At 41.7% G+C, this 15,790-nt stretch carries 11 protein-coding genes and 1 pseudogene; 7 read left to right on the top strand and 5 right to left on the bottom strand.

The genetic code is table 11. The features are described 5' to 3' along the window. The 3 genes and pseudogenes from ftsN to priA form a co-directional block, all read right to left on the bottom strand. A partial coding sequence (ftsN, locus tag HMPREF0693_RS15155; protein WP_004246415.1) for a cell division protein FtsN occupies positions 1-793 on the bottom strand: 793 nt, incomplete at its 3' end. A 70-nt stretch (positions 794-863) separates the two neighbouring features. Continuing rightward, positions 864-1,895 (bottom strand): DNA-binding transcriptional regulator CytR, encoded by a 1,032-nt coding sequence (cytR, locus tag HMPREF0693_RS15150; RefSeq protein ID WP_004249710.1) that lies wholly within the window; start codon positions 1,893-1,895, stop codon positions 864-866. Between the two features lie 252 nt (positions 1,896-2,147). Further along, positions 2,148-4,350, bottom strand: a pseudogene (gene priA / locus HMPREF0693_RS15145) (primosomal protein N'). A gap of 203 nt (positions 4,351-4,553) precedes the next feature. On the opposite strand from priA, the gene rpmE reads away from it, so the two are divergent. Both rpmE and yjjJ read left to right on the top strand, forming a co-directional pair. Beyond that, entirely contained in the window at positions 4,554-4,766 is a 213-nt protein-coding gene (gene rpmE / locus HMPREF0693_RS15140; RefSeq protein WP_004246411.1) for a 50S ribosomal protein L31, read from the top strand. 404 nt (positions 4,767-5,170) lie between these two features. Then, the gene (yjjJ, locus tag HMPREF0693_RS15135; protein ID WP_004246410.1) at positions 5,171-6,475 is read left to right on the top strand and encodes a type II toxin-antitoxin system HipA family toxin YjjJ; all 1,305 of its coding nucleotides are present in this window, start codon (positions 5,171-5,173) and stop codon (positions 6,473-6,475) included. A 72-nt stretch (positions 6,476-6,547) separates the two neighbouring features. Here yjjJ and metJ read toward each other — a convergent pair whose 3' ends face one another. Further along, entirely contained in the window at positions 6,548-6,865 is a 318-nt protein-coding gene (metJ, locus tag HMPREF0693_RS15130; RefSeq protein ID WP_004246409.1) for a met regulon transcriptional regulator MetJ, read from the bottom strand. A gap of 285 nt (positions 6,866-7,150) precedes the next feature. On the opposite strand from metJ, the gene metB reads away from it, so the two are divergent. The 5 genes from metB to ppc all read left to right on the top strand — a co-directional run bounded on the left by metB (position 7,151) and on the right by ppc (position 14,749). Then, complete coding sequence (metB, locus tag HMPREF0693_RS15125) at positions 7,151-8,311, top strand: cystathionine gamma-synthase (RefSeq protein WP_004246408.1); 1,161 nt, start codon at positions 7,151-7,153, stop codon at positions 8,309-8,311. Positions 8,312-8,320: 9 nt separating this feature from the next. Next, on the top strand, positions 8,321-10,759 hold the full coding sequence (locus HMPREF0693_RS15120) for a bifunctional aspartate kinase/homoserine dehydrogenase II (RefSeq protein ID WP_004246407.1): 2,439 nt from the start codon (positions 8,321-8,323) through the stop codon (positions 10,757-10,759). Positions 10,760-10,881: 122 nt separating this feature from the next. Beyond that, complete coding sequence (locus HMPREF0693_RS15115) at positions 10,882-11,400, top strand: TIGR00645 family protein (RefSeq protein WP_004246405.1); 519 nt, start codon at positions 10,882-10,884, stop codon at positions 11,398-11,400. Between the two features lie 78 nt (positions 11,401-11,478). After that, a complete protein-coding gene (locus HMPREF0693_RS18985; protein ID WP_004246404.1) occupies positions 11,479-11,640 on the top strand; it encodes a hypothetical protein in 162 nt (53 codons plus the stop codon). Positions 11,641-12,112: 472 nt separating this feature from the next. After that, positions 12,113-14,749, top strand: coding sequence for a phosphoenolpyruvate carboxylase (ppc, locus tag HMPREF0693_RS15110; RefSeq protein ID WP_004246402.1), 2,637 nt, complete (start codon positions 12,113-12,115; stop codon positions 14,747-14,749). Positions 14,750-14,806: 57 nt separating this feature from the next. Here ppc and HMPREF0693_RS15105 read toward each other — a convergent pair whose 3' ends face one another. Beyond that, complete coding sequence (locus HMPREF0693_RS15105; protein ID WP_017628677.1) at positions 14,807-15,790, bottom strand: glycosyltransferase; 984 nt, start codon at positions 15,788-15,790, stop codon at positions 14,807-14,809.

Here is a 15,790-nt window from a genome sequence, read left to right as displayed (position 1 = left end):
AACCCCCCGCAGTACGAAGAATACAACCTGATACACCTGCGCCTGCAGCTTGACGGCTTAGCGTATTGGCTTGCTCTTTATTAAATGGGCCAGATAAAACGCGGATCCAACCGTCATTTCCTTTGGTCACACGGCTTTCGATACCGGAAAATGCTAAGGTTGCGCGTACAGATTCGGCTTGTTCATTGGTTTTAAATGAACCGCATTGGACTAAAAAGCGCGCTTCAGTCGTCGCAGGTTTTGGTGTCGTTATCGCGGGTGCAGGCTCCTGTTTTACCGGTGCTGAAGGTTGCGAAGGTTGTACCGAAGGTGCGGTGGTTGTCGGTGGGGTAATGACAACCTGTGAACGTGGTACTTCACCGTTATAAGGCACTTCTGGTAACTCTACCGCCGGTTGACGTTTATCCGCTTCAATTTGTTGTAAAAAACGTAATTGCTCCGGTGAAAGTGTCGCTTTCGGATTAATCTGGCTCCCTGAAGAGGTCGCTGGTGGCTGTAATGGGTTCCCCACCTGTCGATTCTCGAGCTCTTTGATATATTGCCAACGCTCTTGCGGTTTAGGTGGTAAGTTGTTAGTTGGTTGTTGCCCTGCACTTGATGACGTTGGTTCGACAACCTCTTTTTTATTATGGGTAATAAAATAGAGGCCGCCAACAAATAGCGCCACAAGCGCAATTGCTACAATAAGTGTGGTTAAAGGCAACCCACTGGCCGCCTTTTTACCTTTGCCTTTCGTTGTCTTTTTACGACGAGCAGATGACTGTCCTCGTCCCACATAGTCTCGTTGTGCCACAGTTCGATTCGCTGATAATTAAATGAATAGGTATCACAACCGATATGTTACTTAACATAGTGTCTTTTGCCTAGCTTTTAAGCCGACAGACACTTTCTCTTACTATTAACTCACAATCTAATAGGCGAGAGCCGGGTGCAACAGGTCTACCTTGTAACTGATCAAGCAGTAACAACATGGATTGACGACCAATTTGGTAACGTGGCTGTTCCATGGTGGTTAATGCAGGCTCGCTATAGCGCGTAATATCAAGGTTATCGAAGCCAATCACAGAGAGATCGTCAGGTAATTGTAAGCCAAGTTTTTTAGCCTGCCACATCACACCAATCGCCATAATATCGCTATGACAAAATACCGCTGTCGGTGGTTCAGGTAACGAAATTAACTTTTTCAGACTTTCTGCACCGCTTTCGTGGGTAAAATCACCTCTAATAATATAATCTTCGCGTAGAGGGACACCGGTTCTACGCATAGCTTGAATATAACCTTGTAAGCGATAACGACATAGTGGCATATCTTCAGGGCCAGTAATACAGGCAATACGCTTATGTCCCATCTGTTGTAGATAGTGGGTGGCTCTAAAAGAAGCAGTCAAATTATCAATATGAACGGTTGGCAATTCAAGCTCTGGCGCAAATTCATTTGCCATGATCATAGGAGGAAGATTTTTTTGCTCTTCTTTAGAAACATCAAAAGGGATATGAGAGCCAAGCAGTAACATGCCGTCAATCTGCTTAGTAATAATTAAATTAATAAAGGCATTTTCATGTTTTTGTTGGTGTTTGCAGTCACCAATTAACACAAGATAGCCGTGTTGAGCTGCGGTTTCTTCAATGCCACATACAACATCTGTAAAAAAGGGATCACTGATGTTAGGGACGATCACGAGGATCGTTTTTGACTCGTTACGTTTCAGGTTTTTTGACAAATTATGTGGGTAATAACCCACGTCAAGAACAGCTTGCTCAACTTTTTGACGGGTTTGTGAGGATACTTTTTCTGGATTCATTAATGTGCGTGACACCGTGGCTGTTGACACGCCAGCAGCAAAAGCAACATCTTTCATTGTTGCTTGTGCGCTCTCTTTATTATTCTGTTGCAAACCCCATACCTCCGTACTGATGGTTTGGTTAAACGATTGCTTTTTTGTTGCAAAAAAACCGTCGTTGTCCAAAATACAAAGATGCGACGGTTTTTTAATTCAAGAAATATTCTAAATTGTTATTTTACCCACTTTTTGAATAGATACTGTTACCTAGTTTGCATAAAAAGTGTGATACCAATCGTTTTTATGAGGTAGTTCGCAAAATTGATAAATAGTTTTGAATTATAAGCACGCTAAATATCAGTAGGCTTAGCAATCAGTTGGATCAACATCAATATTCCATTTCACTTTTTTACTCTCAGGAAGCGCCACTATCTGAGGATAAGTAACAGACATTAACTTTTGTAAATAACCCCTTGAAGGATGTTGCAATAATAGTTGCCAACGGAAATTTCCCCCTCGTTTTGCCTGAATGGCCGGAATGGGGCCCATCACCCATAAATGACTATCCCTCATCGGGTGTTGCTCGAAGAACTGTTTAAGCTGGCGTAAAAACTGGGGGGCTTTTTGGTTATTATGATCTTCAGAGCGGATCATAATATGGCTGGAATAAGGGGGTAAAAAGGTTGCTTGTCGCTCTTGTAACGCCTCTTTAGTAAAAGCATCATAGCCTTTTTCTAACAGCGTTAATAATAGCGGGTGATCGGGTTGGTGAGTTTGTAAATAGACGGCACCTTGTTTCCCGGCTCTTCCTGCACGACCTGATACTTGAGTATAAAGCTGAGCAAAACGTTCAGCAGCACGAAAGTCACTAGAAAATAAAGCACCATCAACATCAAGGAGCGCCACCAGCGTAACGTCTGGGAAGTGGTGACCTTTAGCCAACATCTGTGTGCCAATTAGAATACGTGATCCACCTTGATAAATGTCTTCTAGTTGTTGCTCTAATGCTCCTTTACGACTGGTGGTATCTTTATCAATACGGGTTATGGGGGTATTAGGAAATAACTCGCCAATGCCTTGTTCAAGTTGTTCTGTGCCCAATCCTACTGGCATTAAATTAGTTGAACCACATTGAGGGCATTGTGATGGAATACGACGTTGGCTATCACACTGGTGGCAACGTAGCATGCCGTGTTTTTGATGTAAGGTATAATAGTGATCACAGCGAGGGCATTCGGCAATCCAACCACACTCATGGCAGAGTAACGCAGGCGCAAAGCCACGGCGATTTAAAAACAACATCACTTGGTTACCGGCATTAAGATGCTCTTTTATGGCTTTAATGAGCGTTGGAGAGAGTCCGGTTGTGAGCGGTTGCCCTTTTAGGTCGATTAAATGCTCTGTGGCAGGTTTAGCATTTCCCGCCCGTTGCGTTAACGTCAGTTGTTGATTATTTTTTTTGTGCAACGTTATAGCTGGTTTCAATCGATGGGGTGGCTGTGCCCATCACGATAGGAATATTTTCTTGCTTGGCGCGAAAGACCGCTAAATCCCGTGCATGGTAACGCCAGCCATCTTGTTGCTTATAAGAGCCATCATGCTCTTCATCAATAATAATAATCCCTAATTGCTGAAAAGGGGTGAGCAATGCCGAGCGCGTACCGATAATAATGGCATTATCTCCCCGTTTCGCTCGTAGCCATACCGCAAGGCGTTCCGTATCGTTGAGTCCGGAGTGAAGAACATCGACGGGGGCATTAAAACGTGCTTTAAAACGGCGAATGGTTTGTGGGGTCAAACCTATTTCAGGGACTAAGATCAGTGCCTGTTTACCTTGAGCGAGAATAGTTTCAAGTACACTGAGATACACTTCTGTTTTACCAGAGCCGGTGATCCCCAATAATAACCAAGGCGAAAATTGGTCTGCTTGTGCCGTGATAGCACCAACAGCAACCGCCTGTTCGGCATTAAGTTTAAATCGTTCGCCTTGTACGGCAAAAGTGCTTTGCCACTGTATAGGGGCGGGTTGAATAGGACGTAAATCCGCTAATGCTTTCTTTTTTAAGTTATTTAGTGTCGCTGTTGTAATTTCATATTCATCTAACTGGTGGCGATACAAAGGGGCACGGCGTAGTGCCGCTAAAGCTTGTTGTTGCTTTTTAGCGCTTTTTAGACTGTTAAGATCAAGCGCTTCTCCCTCTTGAGTGGCATACCATTGCCATAAGGGCGTAAATTCAGCCGGTTTCCCTTGTCGTAGTAGAATTGGCATCGCATGAAAGAGAACTTCACCTAAAGGATAATGATAATAAGCACTTGCCCAATTAAGCATATCCCATAAGATCCCCGGAAACAGTGTCTCTGTATCAAGTACTTCTTCAATAGGTTTCAGTTTTTCAATGGGAAACTCACTGTGTGAACTAAAACCTTTAACAATACCGATAGAGCGACGCTGTTTGCCAAAGGGAACGACCACGCGACAACCTATTGTTGGCATGGCACAACCTTCTGGAAGCAGGTAGTCAAAGGAAGAAAACAGTGGTACAGGTAATATTACCTGAACTATAGTCATATCAGGGTTTCCGAGTGTTTTAGCGAAAAGATAGTATTAAGAATATCACAAAAAGTGTGCAGATTTCATTGCGCGTTTGGCGGATATTCTGTATGATCCGCCCCCTTTGGTAGATAAAATACCAAACAATTTAATTCAATCAACACGACGTGTGGTGTTCGGCTGAGGGCTGAATAGCGACACGGCCTTAGCAGAGGTTTTCCATGAAAAAAGATATTCATCCTAAATACGAAGAAATTACTGCAACTTGTTCTTGCGGTAACGTTATGAAAATCAACTCCACAGCAGGCCACAACCTGAATCTGGACGTTTGTGATAAATGCCACCCATTCTATACTGGTAAACAACGTGATGTTGCAACCGGTGGTCGTGTTGATCTGTTCAACAAACGTTTCAAAATCCCAGGCAGCAAATAAGATATTTGTTACCACAACTTTTCAGGTAACACTGAAAACGTGTAGGGAAAACGGAATTGAAGAAAGCCCAAAGTATTTGCTTTGGGCTTTTTGTTATTGTGTATCGTCCAAATTATGGTCACTTTGTATCACACTTTAACCGCTTGATCTTTTATTATTGATAGTAAGCTTTCCCTATCTCTATTCATCACCTAGCATGACCTCCCAATGATAAAATAACATATCGAATATACCTCAAAGCGATAGCGCCCTTTTGTATGCATTTTTTATGTAATATCGTCGCCAATTTTCGCGCTTTTAATAGTGACAAGACAGATCACAGCTGATAAATTATCTATTCATAATCCTATTCATAATCCTATTCATTTATCTATTCATTAACCTATTTATAAGTAGCTAATATCATGACACAACGAGCAGAAGTCATACGAAAAATACTACGTAATGGACCTGAGCCAGCAAGGCAACTAGCTAATATTATGAATATTAGTCAGCCAACCCTGTCGAGGGCATTAAAAATGTTGTCTAATGATATTGTTCAAATTGGCTCGGGTCGTTCTATTCAATATGCTTTACGTGATGGTTCGCGTGGCTTCAACTCTGTACCCATTTATCGCATAAATGAAGAAGGTAAAATTAAATTGTTGGGTAAATTGACACCAGTTTATCCAGCCGGTTTTGTTATGGAGCAGGTTGATAATGTCAATCGGTATAGCGAAGGATTGCCGTGGTGGTTATTTGATATGCGTCCACAAGGGTATCTTGGACGTGCTTATGCTGCGACTTATTCCGCTGAGTTGGGTTTACCACATAATCCAGACAGTTGGTCTGACACAGATATTATCAGAGCTTTAATTGCTCACGGTCATGATGCAGTGGGAAATTTGTTAATAGGGGAACAGGCAAAAAAACATTTTTTGGCGATGCCGATACCTGCTGTGGTTGCTCGTTCAACAACTTACCCAACATTAGCTCGAGCGGTTAGTTCAGGGGAAGATCCTGGCTCATCCGCAGGTGGCGAACAACCCAAATTTTGTACCTATACCGATAGAGGCCATGTCATCGTTAAATTTACGGCTTCTGACAATAATGCTATCAGCGAGCGTTGGCGTGATCTCCTGCAAGCTGAGCATCTTGCCTTAAAGGTGCTAGGCGTTGAAACAGAAATTTTTGATTTTGAAGGGCAACGTTTTCTTGAAATACCGCGTTTTGACCGTGTAGGTGCTCTAGGTCGTGTCGGACTTTTTTCTTTACAAGCATTAGATGCACAGTTTGTCGGGCGAGCAAGAGAGCCATGGCCTGTGTTAGTTGATGCGTTAATTGAGCAAAAACAGGTTCAGCCTGATGCCTCGGTAAGTACAATGCGACGTTGGGCATTTGGTATGTTGATTGGAAATACTGACATGCACCATGGCAATTTATCGTTTATTAGTCTCCATGGCCGACCATATGCGCTTGCGCCTGCTTACGATATTCTACCAATGGGATTTGCGCCTAAAGTAGGAGGAGAAATAGTCAACACACTGCGACCGGCGACATTACTTGATGGGATCAGCCGTGAAATTTGGCGGGAGAGTTTAGCACTCGCAGAGCAGTTTTATACTTTGCTTACTCATTGTCATGCTCTTTCTGACAATTTTTCTCCCTGCCTTAACGCGTTACGCAATCATCTGGATGAAGCGAGTTCGCGTATCTCTCGTCTAGAGTAATGCATAAATTGAAGCCCAAAGTGTTGGCTTTGGGCTTCTGGTTATATTTTTGCTATCAAAAATAATTTCTGATCAATATTCCCAAGTCTCGGGATCAACACCCCGCTGGCGCATTATTTCTTTTGCCTCTTCAGGGATTTCATCGTTACGCTCTTTGCGTAAGTCTTCATCATTGGGGAGAGGCTGTCCGGTAAATGCGTGTAAAAATGCTTCACACAATAATTCACTATTGGTGGCATGTTTTAGGTTATTGACCTGACGACGAGTGCGCTCATCTGTCAAAATTTTTAGCACTTTCAATGGGATTGAAACTGTAATTTTTTTGACTTGTTCGCTTTTTTTACCATGCTCAGCGTAAGGGCTGATATATTCACCGTTCCATTCAGCCATGGATTACCTTAATTAATATCATTTAGTTGAAGCCAGTTTAGGGTTGATGCCCTATTCTGACGAGCCATGCCAGTTTATCATGACTTTTCTAAAACCACCGACTGTTACTGGCTAAAGGTGTGAGAAAAAGCAATAGTTACCTGGCGATATCCTTAATATTTATATTATTCCATTTGTTGGTCTATCCGTAAAGGAGTTTAGATGTCTAGATGTATTGACGTCTTGGTGTCTAATTGGATATGCTGTAAGCGACTTTTCCACTTAGCGCTGTAACAAGGTGTCTGTATGACGAAGAAAACCGCAACCATTGCCATTCACAATGGGCTTAATGAAGATAAGCAATATGGCTGTGTTGTACCGCCAATCTATCTTTCTAGCACCTATAATTTCTTAGCATTTAATCAACCTCGTGAACATGATTACTCTCGTCGGGGCAATCCCTCGCGCGATATGGTGCAAAATGCATTAGCAGAGCTTGAAGGTGGGGTGGGAGCGGTTGTTACTAGCAGTGGGATGTCAGCAATTCATTTAATTTGTACGACTTTTTTAAAACCGGGTGATGTCATTGTGGCGCCCCATGATTGTTATGGGGGCAGTTATCGTCTGTTTAATAGTCAGCAGCAACGTGGTGCTTATCGTGTGGTATTTGTTGATCAAAACGATGAGCAAGCGTTACAACAGGCGTTGGCATTAGCACCAAAAATAGTATTTATTGAAACACCTAGTAATCCACTATTGCGCATCACTGATATTGAGAAAATAAGCCAATTAGCTCACCAAGTTGGGGCGTTGGTGGTGGCGGATAACACCTTTATGAGCCCGGTATTGCAAAAGCCATTGGCTTTAGGGGCTGATTTAGTGGTGCATTCTTGCACTAAGTATCTTAATGGGCATTCTGATCTTGTCGCGGGTGTTGTGATTAGTCAGTGTAGGAAACAGCTTGAGGATTTAAGCTGGTGGGCAAATAATATTGGTGTTACTGCTGGGGCGTTTGATAGTTATTTGTTATTACGAGGGATCAGAACCTTAGTACCACGAATTCGATTACAACAAGAAAATACTCAAGCATTGGTGGATTATCTACAAACACAACCCTTAGTGGATAAAATTTATTACCCAGCACTAGAACATCATGTCGGTCACGCGATAGCGAAAAAACAGCAACAAGGTTTTGGTGCGATGTTAAGTTTTGAGTTAAAAGGGGGGATTGAGGCAATTAAATCCTTTTTATCTCATTTAACACTCTTTACACTGGCAGAGTCTTTAGGTGGTGTAGAAACATTAATTTGTCATCCGGCGACCATGACACACGCAGGAATGTCTGAAGAAGCGAGAAAAACCGCTGGGATCAGTAACGCTTTATTGCGCATTTCCGTGGGGATTGAGGATAGTCTGGATCTCATCAACGATTTACAAAATGCGTTTAATGCAGCAACGAAAAGGTAACCATGGATCATGAGCGTAGTGGCGATTAAACAACAGGCGCAACCAACTTGCCGTCAGTTACATAAATTCGGTGGTAGCAGTCTTGCAGACATAAAATGTTATCAGCGAGTCGTGAATATCATGACAAATTATAGCCAACCTAATGATTTAATGGTGGTTTCTGCAGCAGGCTCGACAACAAATCAGCTGATTAACTGGTTAAAACTGAGTCAAAGTGATCGTATTTCTGCCCATCAAGCTCAGCAAGAATTACGTCGTTATCAGCTATCCTTGATTGAAGGACTATTATCAAAAGAGCATGCACAAGCTCTTTCACAGGCCTTTATTGCTGATTTAGAAAGGCTAAGTTACTTACTTGATAAGCCGATAACGGATGCAACTTATGCTGAAGTCGTTGGTCATGGTGAAATTTGGTCAGCGAGATTAATGGCAAGCTTATTAACGGAGCAGGGGTTACCTAGTGTGTGGTTAGATGCGCGAGAGTTTTTATGTGCAGAACGCGCCGCACAGCCTCAAGTTAATGAAGCCTTATCGCGTCCTTTGTTACAATCACTGCTGGTTAAATATCCTCAATGTCGCTTTGTGGTAACGGGTTTTATTAGTCGTAATCAACAGGGTGAGACGGTGCTATTAGGTCGTAATGGTAGTGACTACTCAGCGACCCAAGTAGGTGCTTTAGCGGATGTGGGTAAAGTGACCATTTGGAGCGATGTTGCAGGGGTTTATAGTGCCGATCCCCGAAAAGTGAAAGATGCTTGTTTGCTACCGTTATTACGTTTAGATGAGGCGAGCGAGCTGGCAAGATTAGCGGCACCTGTTTTACATACACGCACACTACAACCCGTCTCAGGGAGCAATATCGATTTACAATTACGTTGCAGTTACCAACCAGAGCAGGGTTCAACTCGAATTGAACGGGTATTAGCATCAGGCACAGGGGCAAAAATTGTCACTAGCCATGATGATGTTTGTTTAATTGAGCTTCAATTAGCCGCACATCAAAATTTTGAACAAATCGCTAAAGAAGTGGATGCATTACTTCAGCGGGTACAAATTCGTCCACTGGCAACAGGTATTGATAGAGATAGTCAGTTGCTACAGTTGTGTTACACCAGTGAAGTCGCTAATAGTGCGTTAGATGTTCTGCAAGATGCAGCCTTACCGGGTAAATTACATCTGCGAGAAGGCTTTTCTCTCGTTGCTTTAGTTGGCGCCGGGGTATGTAAAAATCCACTCCATTGCCACCGTTTCTACCAACAACTTAAAGATCAACCGGTAGAGTTTATTTGGCACGCGGAAGATAACATCAGTTTAGTTGCGGTATTACGTAACTATACGGCTTCATTATTGCAAGGTTTACATCAAACATTATTCAGAGCAGAAAAACAGATTGGTTTAGTGCTGTTTGGTAAAGGGAATATTGGCTCACGTTGGTTAGAGCTGTTTGCTCGTGAACAAGAGCCATTATCTGCACGTAGTGATTTTGAATTTATTCTGGCGGGGGTGGTAGATAGCCGTCGCAGCCTACTAGATCACCAAGGTATTGATCCTAGTCGCGCACTGGCCTTTTTTGATGATGAAGCAACAGTGCATAGTGAAGAGTCGCTTCATTTATGGATGAGATCGCATCCTTTTGATGATTTAGTGGTGGTCGATATTACCGCTAATGAAGAGCTTGCCGCCTGTTATGAAGATTTTGCCAGCTATGGTTTTCATGTGATTAGTGCGAATAAAATCGCTGGCTCAGCATCAAGTTTACGCTATCGCGCAACTCGTGATGCCTTCTCTAAAACAGGACGCCACTGGTTATATAATGCGACAGTTGGTGCGGGATTACCTATTAATCATACGGTACGTGATCTACGTGAAAGCGGTGATACGATTTTATCTATCAGTGGTATTTTCTCCGGCACATTGTCATGGCTATTTTTACAATTTGATGGCAGCGTACCTTTTAGTGATTTGGTAGAACAAGCATGGCAACAAGGCCTAACCGAGCCTGATCCGCGTATCGACTTATCAGGACAAGATGTGATGCGCAAATTGATTATTTTAGCCCGTGAAGCTGGCTATGATATTGAACCTGAGCAAGTCCGTGTTGAATCGCTGGTTCCTGCTCAAGCGCAAAGTGGATCATTAGAAGCCTTCTTTGAAAATAGCAGTGTGATTAATGAACAAATGGCACAACGTTTAGCGGCTGCCAATGAGATGGATATGGTACTGCGTTATATTGCGCGGTTTGATGCTAACGGCAAAGCGAAGGTTGGGGTTGAAGCGGTGAGAAAAGATCATCCTCTGGCATCACTATTACCGGGGGATAACCTATTTGCTATTGAAAGCCGTTGGTATCGTGACAACCCATTAGTCATTAGAGGTCCTGGTGCTGGACGTGATGTGACTGCGGGGGCTATTCAGTCTGATCTCAATCGCCTTTCTCAACTATTGTAAAAGACTATTTTCTTTTTAATCAAAACTATCAGTGATTTTTTTATTGCTGATAGTTTTCTGTGTATTTTTTTCTCTTCTATACTGAAAAAGATGATGATTAATTGTGTAGATAGAGAGGAAATATGAATAGAATTGTTGAAAAATGGATGTATCGCTCTCGTTGGTTATTTGCACCTGTCTATATTGGCTTATCTCTTGGATTGTTGGCATTAACGATTAAGTTTTTTCAGTCAATGTACGAGATCTTACCCAATATATTTGCCTTATCTGAAGCTGATTTAGTTTTACGTTTATTATCGCTAATTGATTTGGCATTAGTGGGGGGGTTATTGATAATGGTTATTTTCTCAGGTTATGAGAATTTTATTACCAATATGGAAATCGAAGGCGCGAAGGATAAACTCTCTTGGTTAGGTAACATGGATGCAGAATCGCTGAAAAATAAAGTTGCTGCTTCTATTGTTGCTATCTCTTCTATTCATTTGTTAGGGGTGTTTATGGACTTAAAAAATATCCCTGATAACAAGTTATTATGGTATGTGGTGCTACATCTGACTTTTGTTTTTTCTGCTTTTGTGATGGGCTATTTAGAGAAGATCTCTAAACGAAGTAAGCGAGCAAATAAAGCCAATCAAGGGTGATAAAATGAGAGCTACAGCACGTCGTTATTTTTAACCTTGGCTATACTTAAATCATCTCTAGTCACAAAGGAGCGATTAATGTCAAAAATTGAAAAACATGTTGATCAGCTAAAAGATAAAGCGACGGAGGTGAAGCATCGGACAGAAGAAAAATTATCTGAAGTTGCCCACGATTTAAAACATGGTGCATCTGATCTTAAAGAAAACGTAGAAAAAAAGATTGATTCATTGAAAAAGTGAATGTGCTATTTGTTAACACAAGGCGCTGCATAGTCAGCGCCTTTTCTATTTAAGGAGTATCGATAGGGTGAAGTTGGAGAAAAAACACCAGACAATTTATCAATATTAAAAAAATTCATCTAAATTTTTCGCCAGATAAATTTTTACTTATTTCACCCTTTCTAGTAAAAAACGCTTCTTAGACGATAAGAAACAAAAAAATGTCCTTATTATGGTTAATATTGAGCAAAAACAACGTCGATATTAGCCATTCTTATAACACTAAAGCCGTAATTAAATTTCAGAAAATTCCCCCAAAACGCTTATTTTCTGATATGAATAGTAGGCTATAAGTAAAAAGCAGTGTGGCTTATCACAAAAATCACAATAAAGTCACATAAAAAATGAAAATTAATTACACAACTGGAAGGACATGACTTTTTCTTAGTAAAAAGTATGTTGTTACCGACACAAAGCCAAGGTCAGGAGTCTTATGAATCAACAATATTCTGCTATGCGTAGTAATGTCAGCATGCTTGGCAAACTACTCGGCGACACGATAAAAGAGGCACTCGGTGAAGAAATTTTAGATAAAGTGGAATCTATCCGAAAGTTATCTAAGTCATCACGAGCAGGTAATGAAGTTCAGCGACAAAAGCTACTATTAACCTTACAAAATCTCTCTAATGATGAGTTATTACCTGTTGCTAGAGCATTCAACCAATTCTTAAACCTGACTAATGTAGCAGAGCAATACCATAGCATTTCTCCTCATGGCGAGGCGGCAAGTAATCCTGTGGCATTGGCTAAATTAATTGAACGGCTGAAAGATAAAAATTTTACTAATCAGCAACTCAAACAAGCCGTTGAACAAATTTCGATTGAATTAGTCTTAACGGCTCATCCAACGGAAATTGCTCGCCGTACGCTTATTCATAAGCTAGTGGAAGTCAATACTTGCTTATCTCAGCTTGATCATGATGATCTTGCCGATTATGAACGTACCAATATTATGCGCCGTTTACGCCAATTGGTTGCGCAATCGTGGCATACCGATGAGATCAGAAAAATTCGCCCAACCCCTATTGATGAAGCGAAATGGGGCTTTGCGGTGGTCGAAAATAGCTTATGGGAAGGTGTGCCTGCTTTCTTACGTGAATTTAATGAACAGTTAGAAGAGTCTATTGACTACAATTTACCGGTAGAAGCTTCTCCTATTCGCTTTACTTCATGGATGGGGGGAGATCGTGATGGTAACCCAAATGTTACCGCTGAAATTACCCGTCATGCATTATTACTTAGTCGCTGGAAAGCCGCCGATCTATTTTTAAATGATATTCAGGTGCTCGTTTCTGAGCTGTCTATGACAGAAAGCACACCAGAATTACGCGAATTAGCAGGCGGTGCCGATGTTGCCGAGCCTTATCGTGAAATAGCCAAACAATTGCGCACTCGCTTACAAGTGACTCGTGATTATTTAGAACAACGTATCAAAGGTCAGCAATCATTACCTCCTGAAGGCTTACTGATTGATAATTCAGCACTTTGGGAACCTTTGTATGCTTGTTACCAATCACTGCATCAGTGTGGTATGCGCATTATTGCCAATGGACAGTTATTAGATACTTTGCGCCGTATCCGTTGTTTTGGATTACAGCTGGTGCGACTCGATATTCGCCAAGAAAGCACTAATCATACCGAAGCGCTGTCTGAATTAACGCAATATTTAGAGCTTGGTGATTATGCTAGTTGGTCTGAAGAGCAAAAACAGACGTTTTTACTGACAGAACTTAACTCTAAACGTCCATTGATCCCTACTCATTGGCAACCGAGTGAAGCAACTAAAGAGGTATTTGAAACCTGTCGGGTGATTGCTGAGTCACCAAAAGATTCTATTGCTTCTTATGTGATTTCCATGGCGAAAGTCCCTTCGGATGTATTAGCCGTTAAACTATTACTAAAAGAAGCAGGGGCAGATATTCGTTTACCTGTAGCACCATTATTTGAAACGTTAGAAGACTTAAATAACGCAGAAAGTGTGATGACCCGTCTGTTTGATATTCCGTGGTATCGCGATTTAATTGATAACAAACAGATGGTAATGATTGGTTATTCTGACTCAGCGAAAGATGCGGGTGTGATGGCGGCATCGTGGGCGCAATATCGAGCACAGGATGCATTAATTAAGTTATGTGAGAAATCTGGCGTGACATTAACGCTATTTCATGGCCGTGGGGGTACTATCGGCCGTGGAGGTGCGCCGGCACATGCTGCATTATTATCACAACCACCGGGTAGTTTAAAAGGTGGATTGCGGGTGACAGAGCAAGGGGAGATGATCCGCTTTAAATTTGGCTTACCGCAAGTGACTATCAGTAGTTTGGCTCACTATGCTGGTGCGATTTTAGAAGCTAATTTATTACCTCCTCCAGAGCCAAAAACAGCTTGGATTGAGGTTATGGATGCTTTATCTGATGTATCTTGCGAGATGTATCGTGGCTATGTCAGAGGCGAAAAAGATTTTGTGCCTTATTTCCGTGCAGCGACGCCAGAAGGTGAATTAGGTAAATTACCATTAGGCTCTCGACCTGCTAAACGTCGTCCAACTGGAGGCGTTGAAACATTGCGTGCTATTCCGTGGATCTTCGCTTGGACTCAGAACCGTTTAATGTTACCCGCATGGTTAGGAGCCGGTGCTGCTTTACAGCATGAGATAGATAACGGAAAACAAGCCGTATTGGATGATATGTGTGAGAATTGGCCTTTCTTTAATACTCGTATTGCTATGCTAGAGATGGTGTATGCAAAAGCGGATCTATGGCTTGCGGAGTATTACGATCAGCGTTTAGTCGAAGAAAATTTATGGCCATTAGGGGCGAAATTACGTCAACAACTCTCTGATGATATTAAGAGTGTATTAGCGATTTCCAAAGATGAGCATTTAATGGCGGACTTACCGTGGGTTGCTGAATCTATCGCATTGCGTAATGTTTATACTGATCCACTTAACGTCTTACAGGCAGAGCTATTGCAACGCTCTCGTACTCATAGCGAGTCTGATCCACGTATTGAACAAGCGTTGATGGTGACTATCGCAGGTATTGCAGCGGGTATGCGTAATACCGGTTAGTGGTCGCAATAGGGTTATTTTATTAGTAAAACAGCGCTAAATTTAGCGCTGTTTTTTTTATCTTTTTTTCCAACGATGCCAATAAAGAACGCAATAAACACGGCAAATAAACCAACGTTGATGCCAATTTTGGGCGCCTTTATTAAGGGCTGGAAAGAGGTGATAAGTCCTAAATTGCTGTGCAATGATGGTTTGGTTTTTTGTATCACAGCGTTTACGAAAAAGAATAAAGAAACTGCCAAGTTCACGTAGTGCTTGTTGGCGCAACGCGTTGGCTAATAGTGGTTGATGTTGTTTATCTGCAAGCTGCAAGAGTTGTATAACAATTTGCAAATAACTTTGTGCGCGTTTGGCTTCTTTTTGTGGATTAGGTTTACGCGTAATAGAGTTAGGGTTAGCGCAATAGTAATAAAGAGGTTGATCATCAAAGCCGATACGTTGAGTGACTAGTGCAAGTTGTGTCGTCCACAAAATATCTTCATGATAAAGGCCATCAATAAAGCGTAGGTGATGTTTTTTGATTATTTCGTGGCGAATAAATTGTAACCAAACAAAATGTGGCCATTGATGTTGCGTAACGGCATGGATCACCCACTCTTGGCCGCTGATCACTTGTTGATAAGGTTGACGTTGGTGGATGGTAGTTTGATGCTTTTGTGGATTATGTACATCATAGCGTTCACCATTGCCAATTAATACATCGATATGTTGTTCGCTGGCTAATTGATGCCAATGTGCCAGTAATTGAGGTTTAATAAAATCATCGCTATCAAAAAAGACTATCCAATCACCTTGAGCATATTTTAAGCCAGTATTTCTCGCGCTAGATAACCCTTGGTTAGTTTGGTGATAAAGGTGAAAACGATTATCTTGTTGGCAATAGAGCATAGCGATGTCAACACTATTATCCGTTGAGCCATCATTTATAATGATCACTTCAAAGTCGTGAAAGGTTTGGCAAAGTAGGCTCTCTAATAATCGCGTAATGCGAGATGCCTCATTAAACATAGGAACGATAACAGAAATAATCGGTGTTTTCAC

Source organism: Proteus mirabilis ATCC 29906, assembly GCF_000160755.1.
Classification (GTDB): Bacteria; Pseudomonadota; Gammaproteobacteria; order Enterobacterales; family Enterobacteriaceae; genus Proteus; species Proteus mirabilis.
Note: the sequence above shows the minus strand (reverse complement) of the source record. Positions and strands in the feature narration are given on the sequence as shown.

What these genes read in the sequence shown, in the direction of transcription:
- rpmE (WP_004246411.1), top strand. Translation starts at nt 4,554, where the DNA reads ATGAAAAAAGATATTCATCCTAAATACGAAGAAATTACTGCAACTTGT.
- yjjJ (WP_004246410.1), top strand. Translation starts at nt 5,171, where the DNA reads ATGACACAACGAGCAGAAGTCATACGAAAAATACTACGTAATGGACCT.
- metJ (WP_004246409.1), bottom strand. Translation starts at nt 6,865, where the DNA reads ATGGCTGAATGGAACGGTGAATATATCAGCCCTTACGCTGAGCATGGT.
- metB (WP_004246408.1), top strand. Translation starts at nt 7,151, where the DNA reads ATGACGAAGAAAACCGCAACCATTGCCATTCACAATGGGCTTAATGAA.
- HMPREF0693_RS15120 (WP_004246407.1), top strand. Translation starts at nt 8,321, where the DNA reads ATGAGCGTAGTGGCGATTAAACAACAGGCGCAACCAACTTGCCGTCAG.
- HMPREF0693_RS15115 (WP_004246405.1), top strand. Translation starts at nt 10,882, where the DNA reads ATGAATAGAATTGTTGAAAAATGGATGTATCGCTCTCGTTGGTTATTT.
- HMPREF0693_RS18985 (WP_004246404.1), top strand. Translation starts at nt 11,479, where the DNA reads ATGTCAAAAATTGAAAAACATGTTGATCAGCTAAAAGATAAAGCGACG.
- ppc (WP_004246402.1), top strand. Translation starts at nt 12,113, where the DNA reads ATGAATCAACAATATTCTGCTATGCGTAGTAATGTCAGCATGCTTGGC.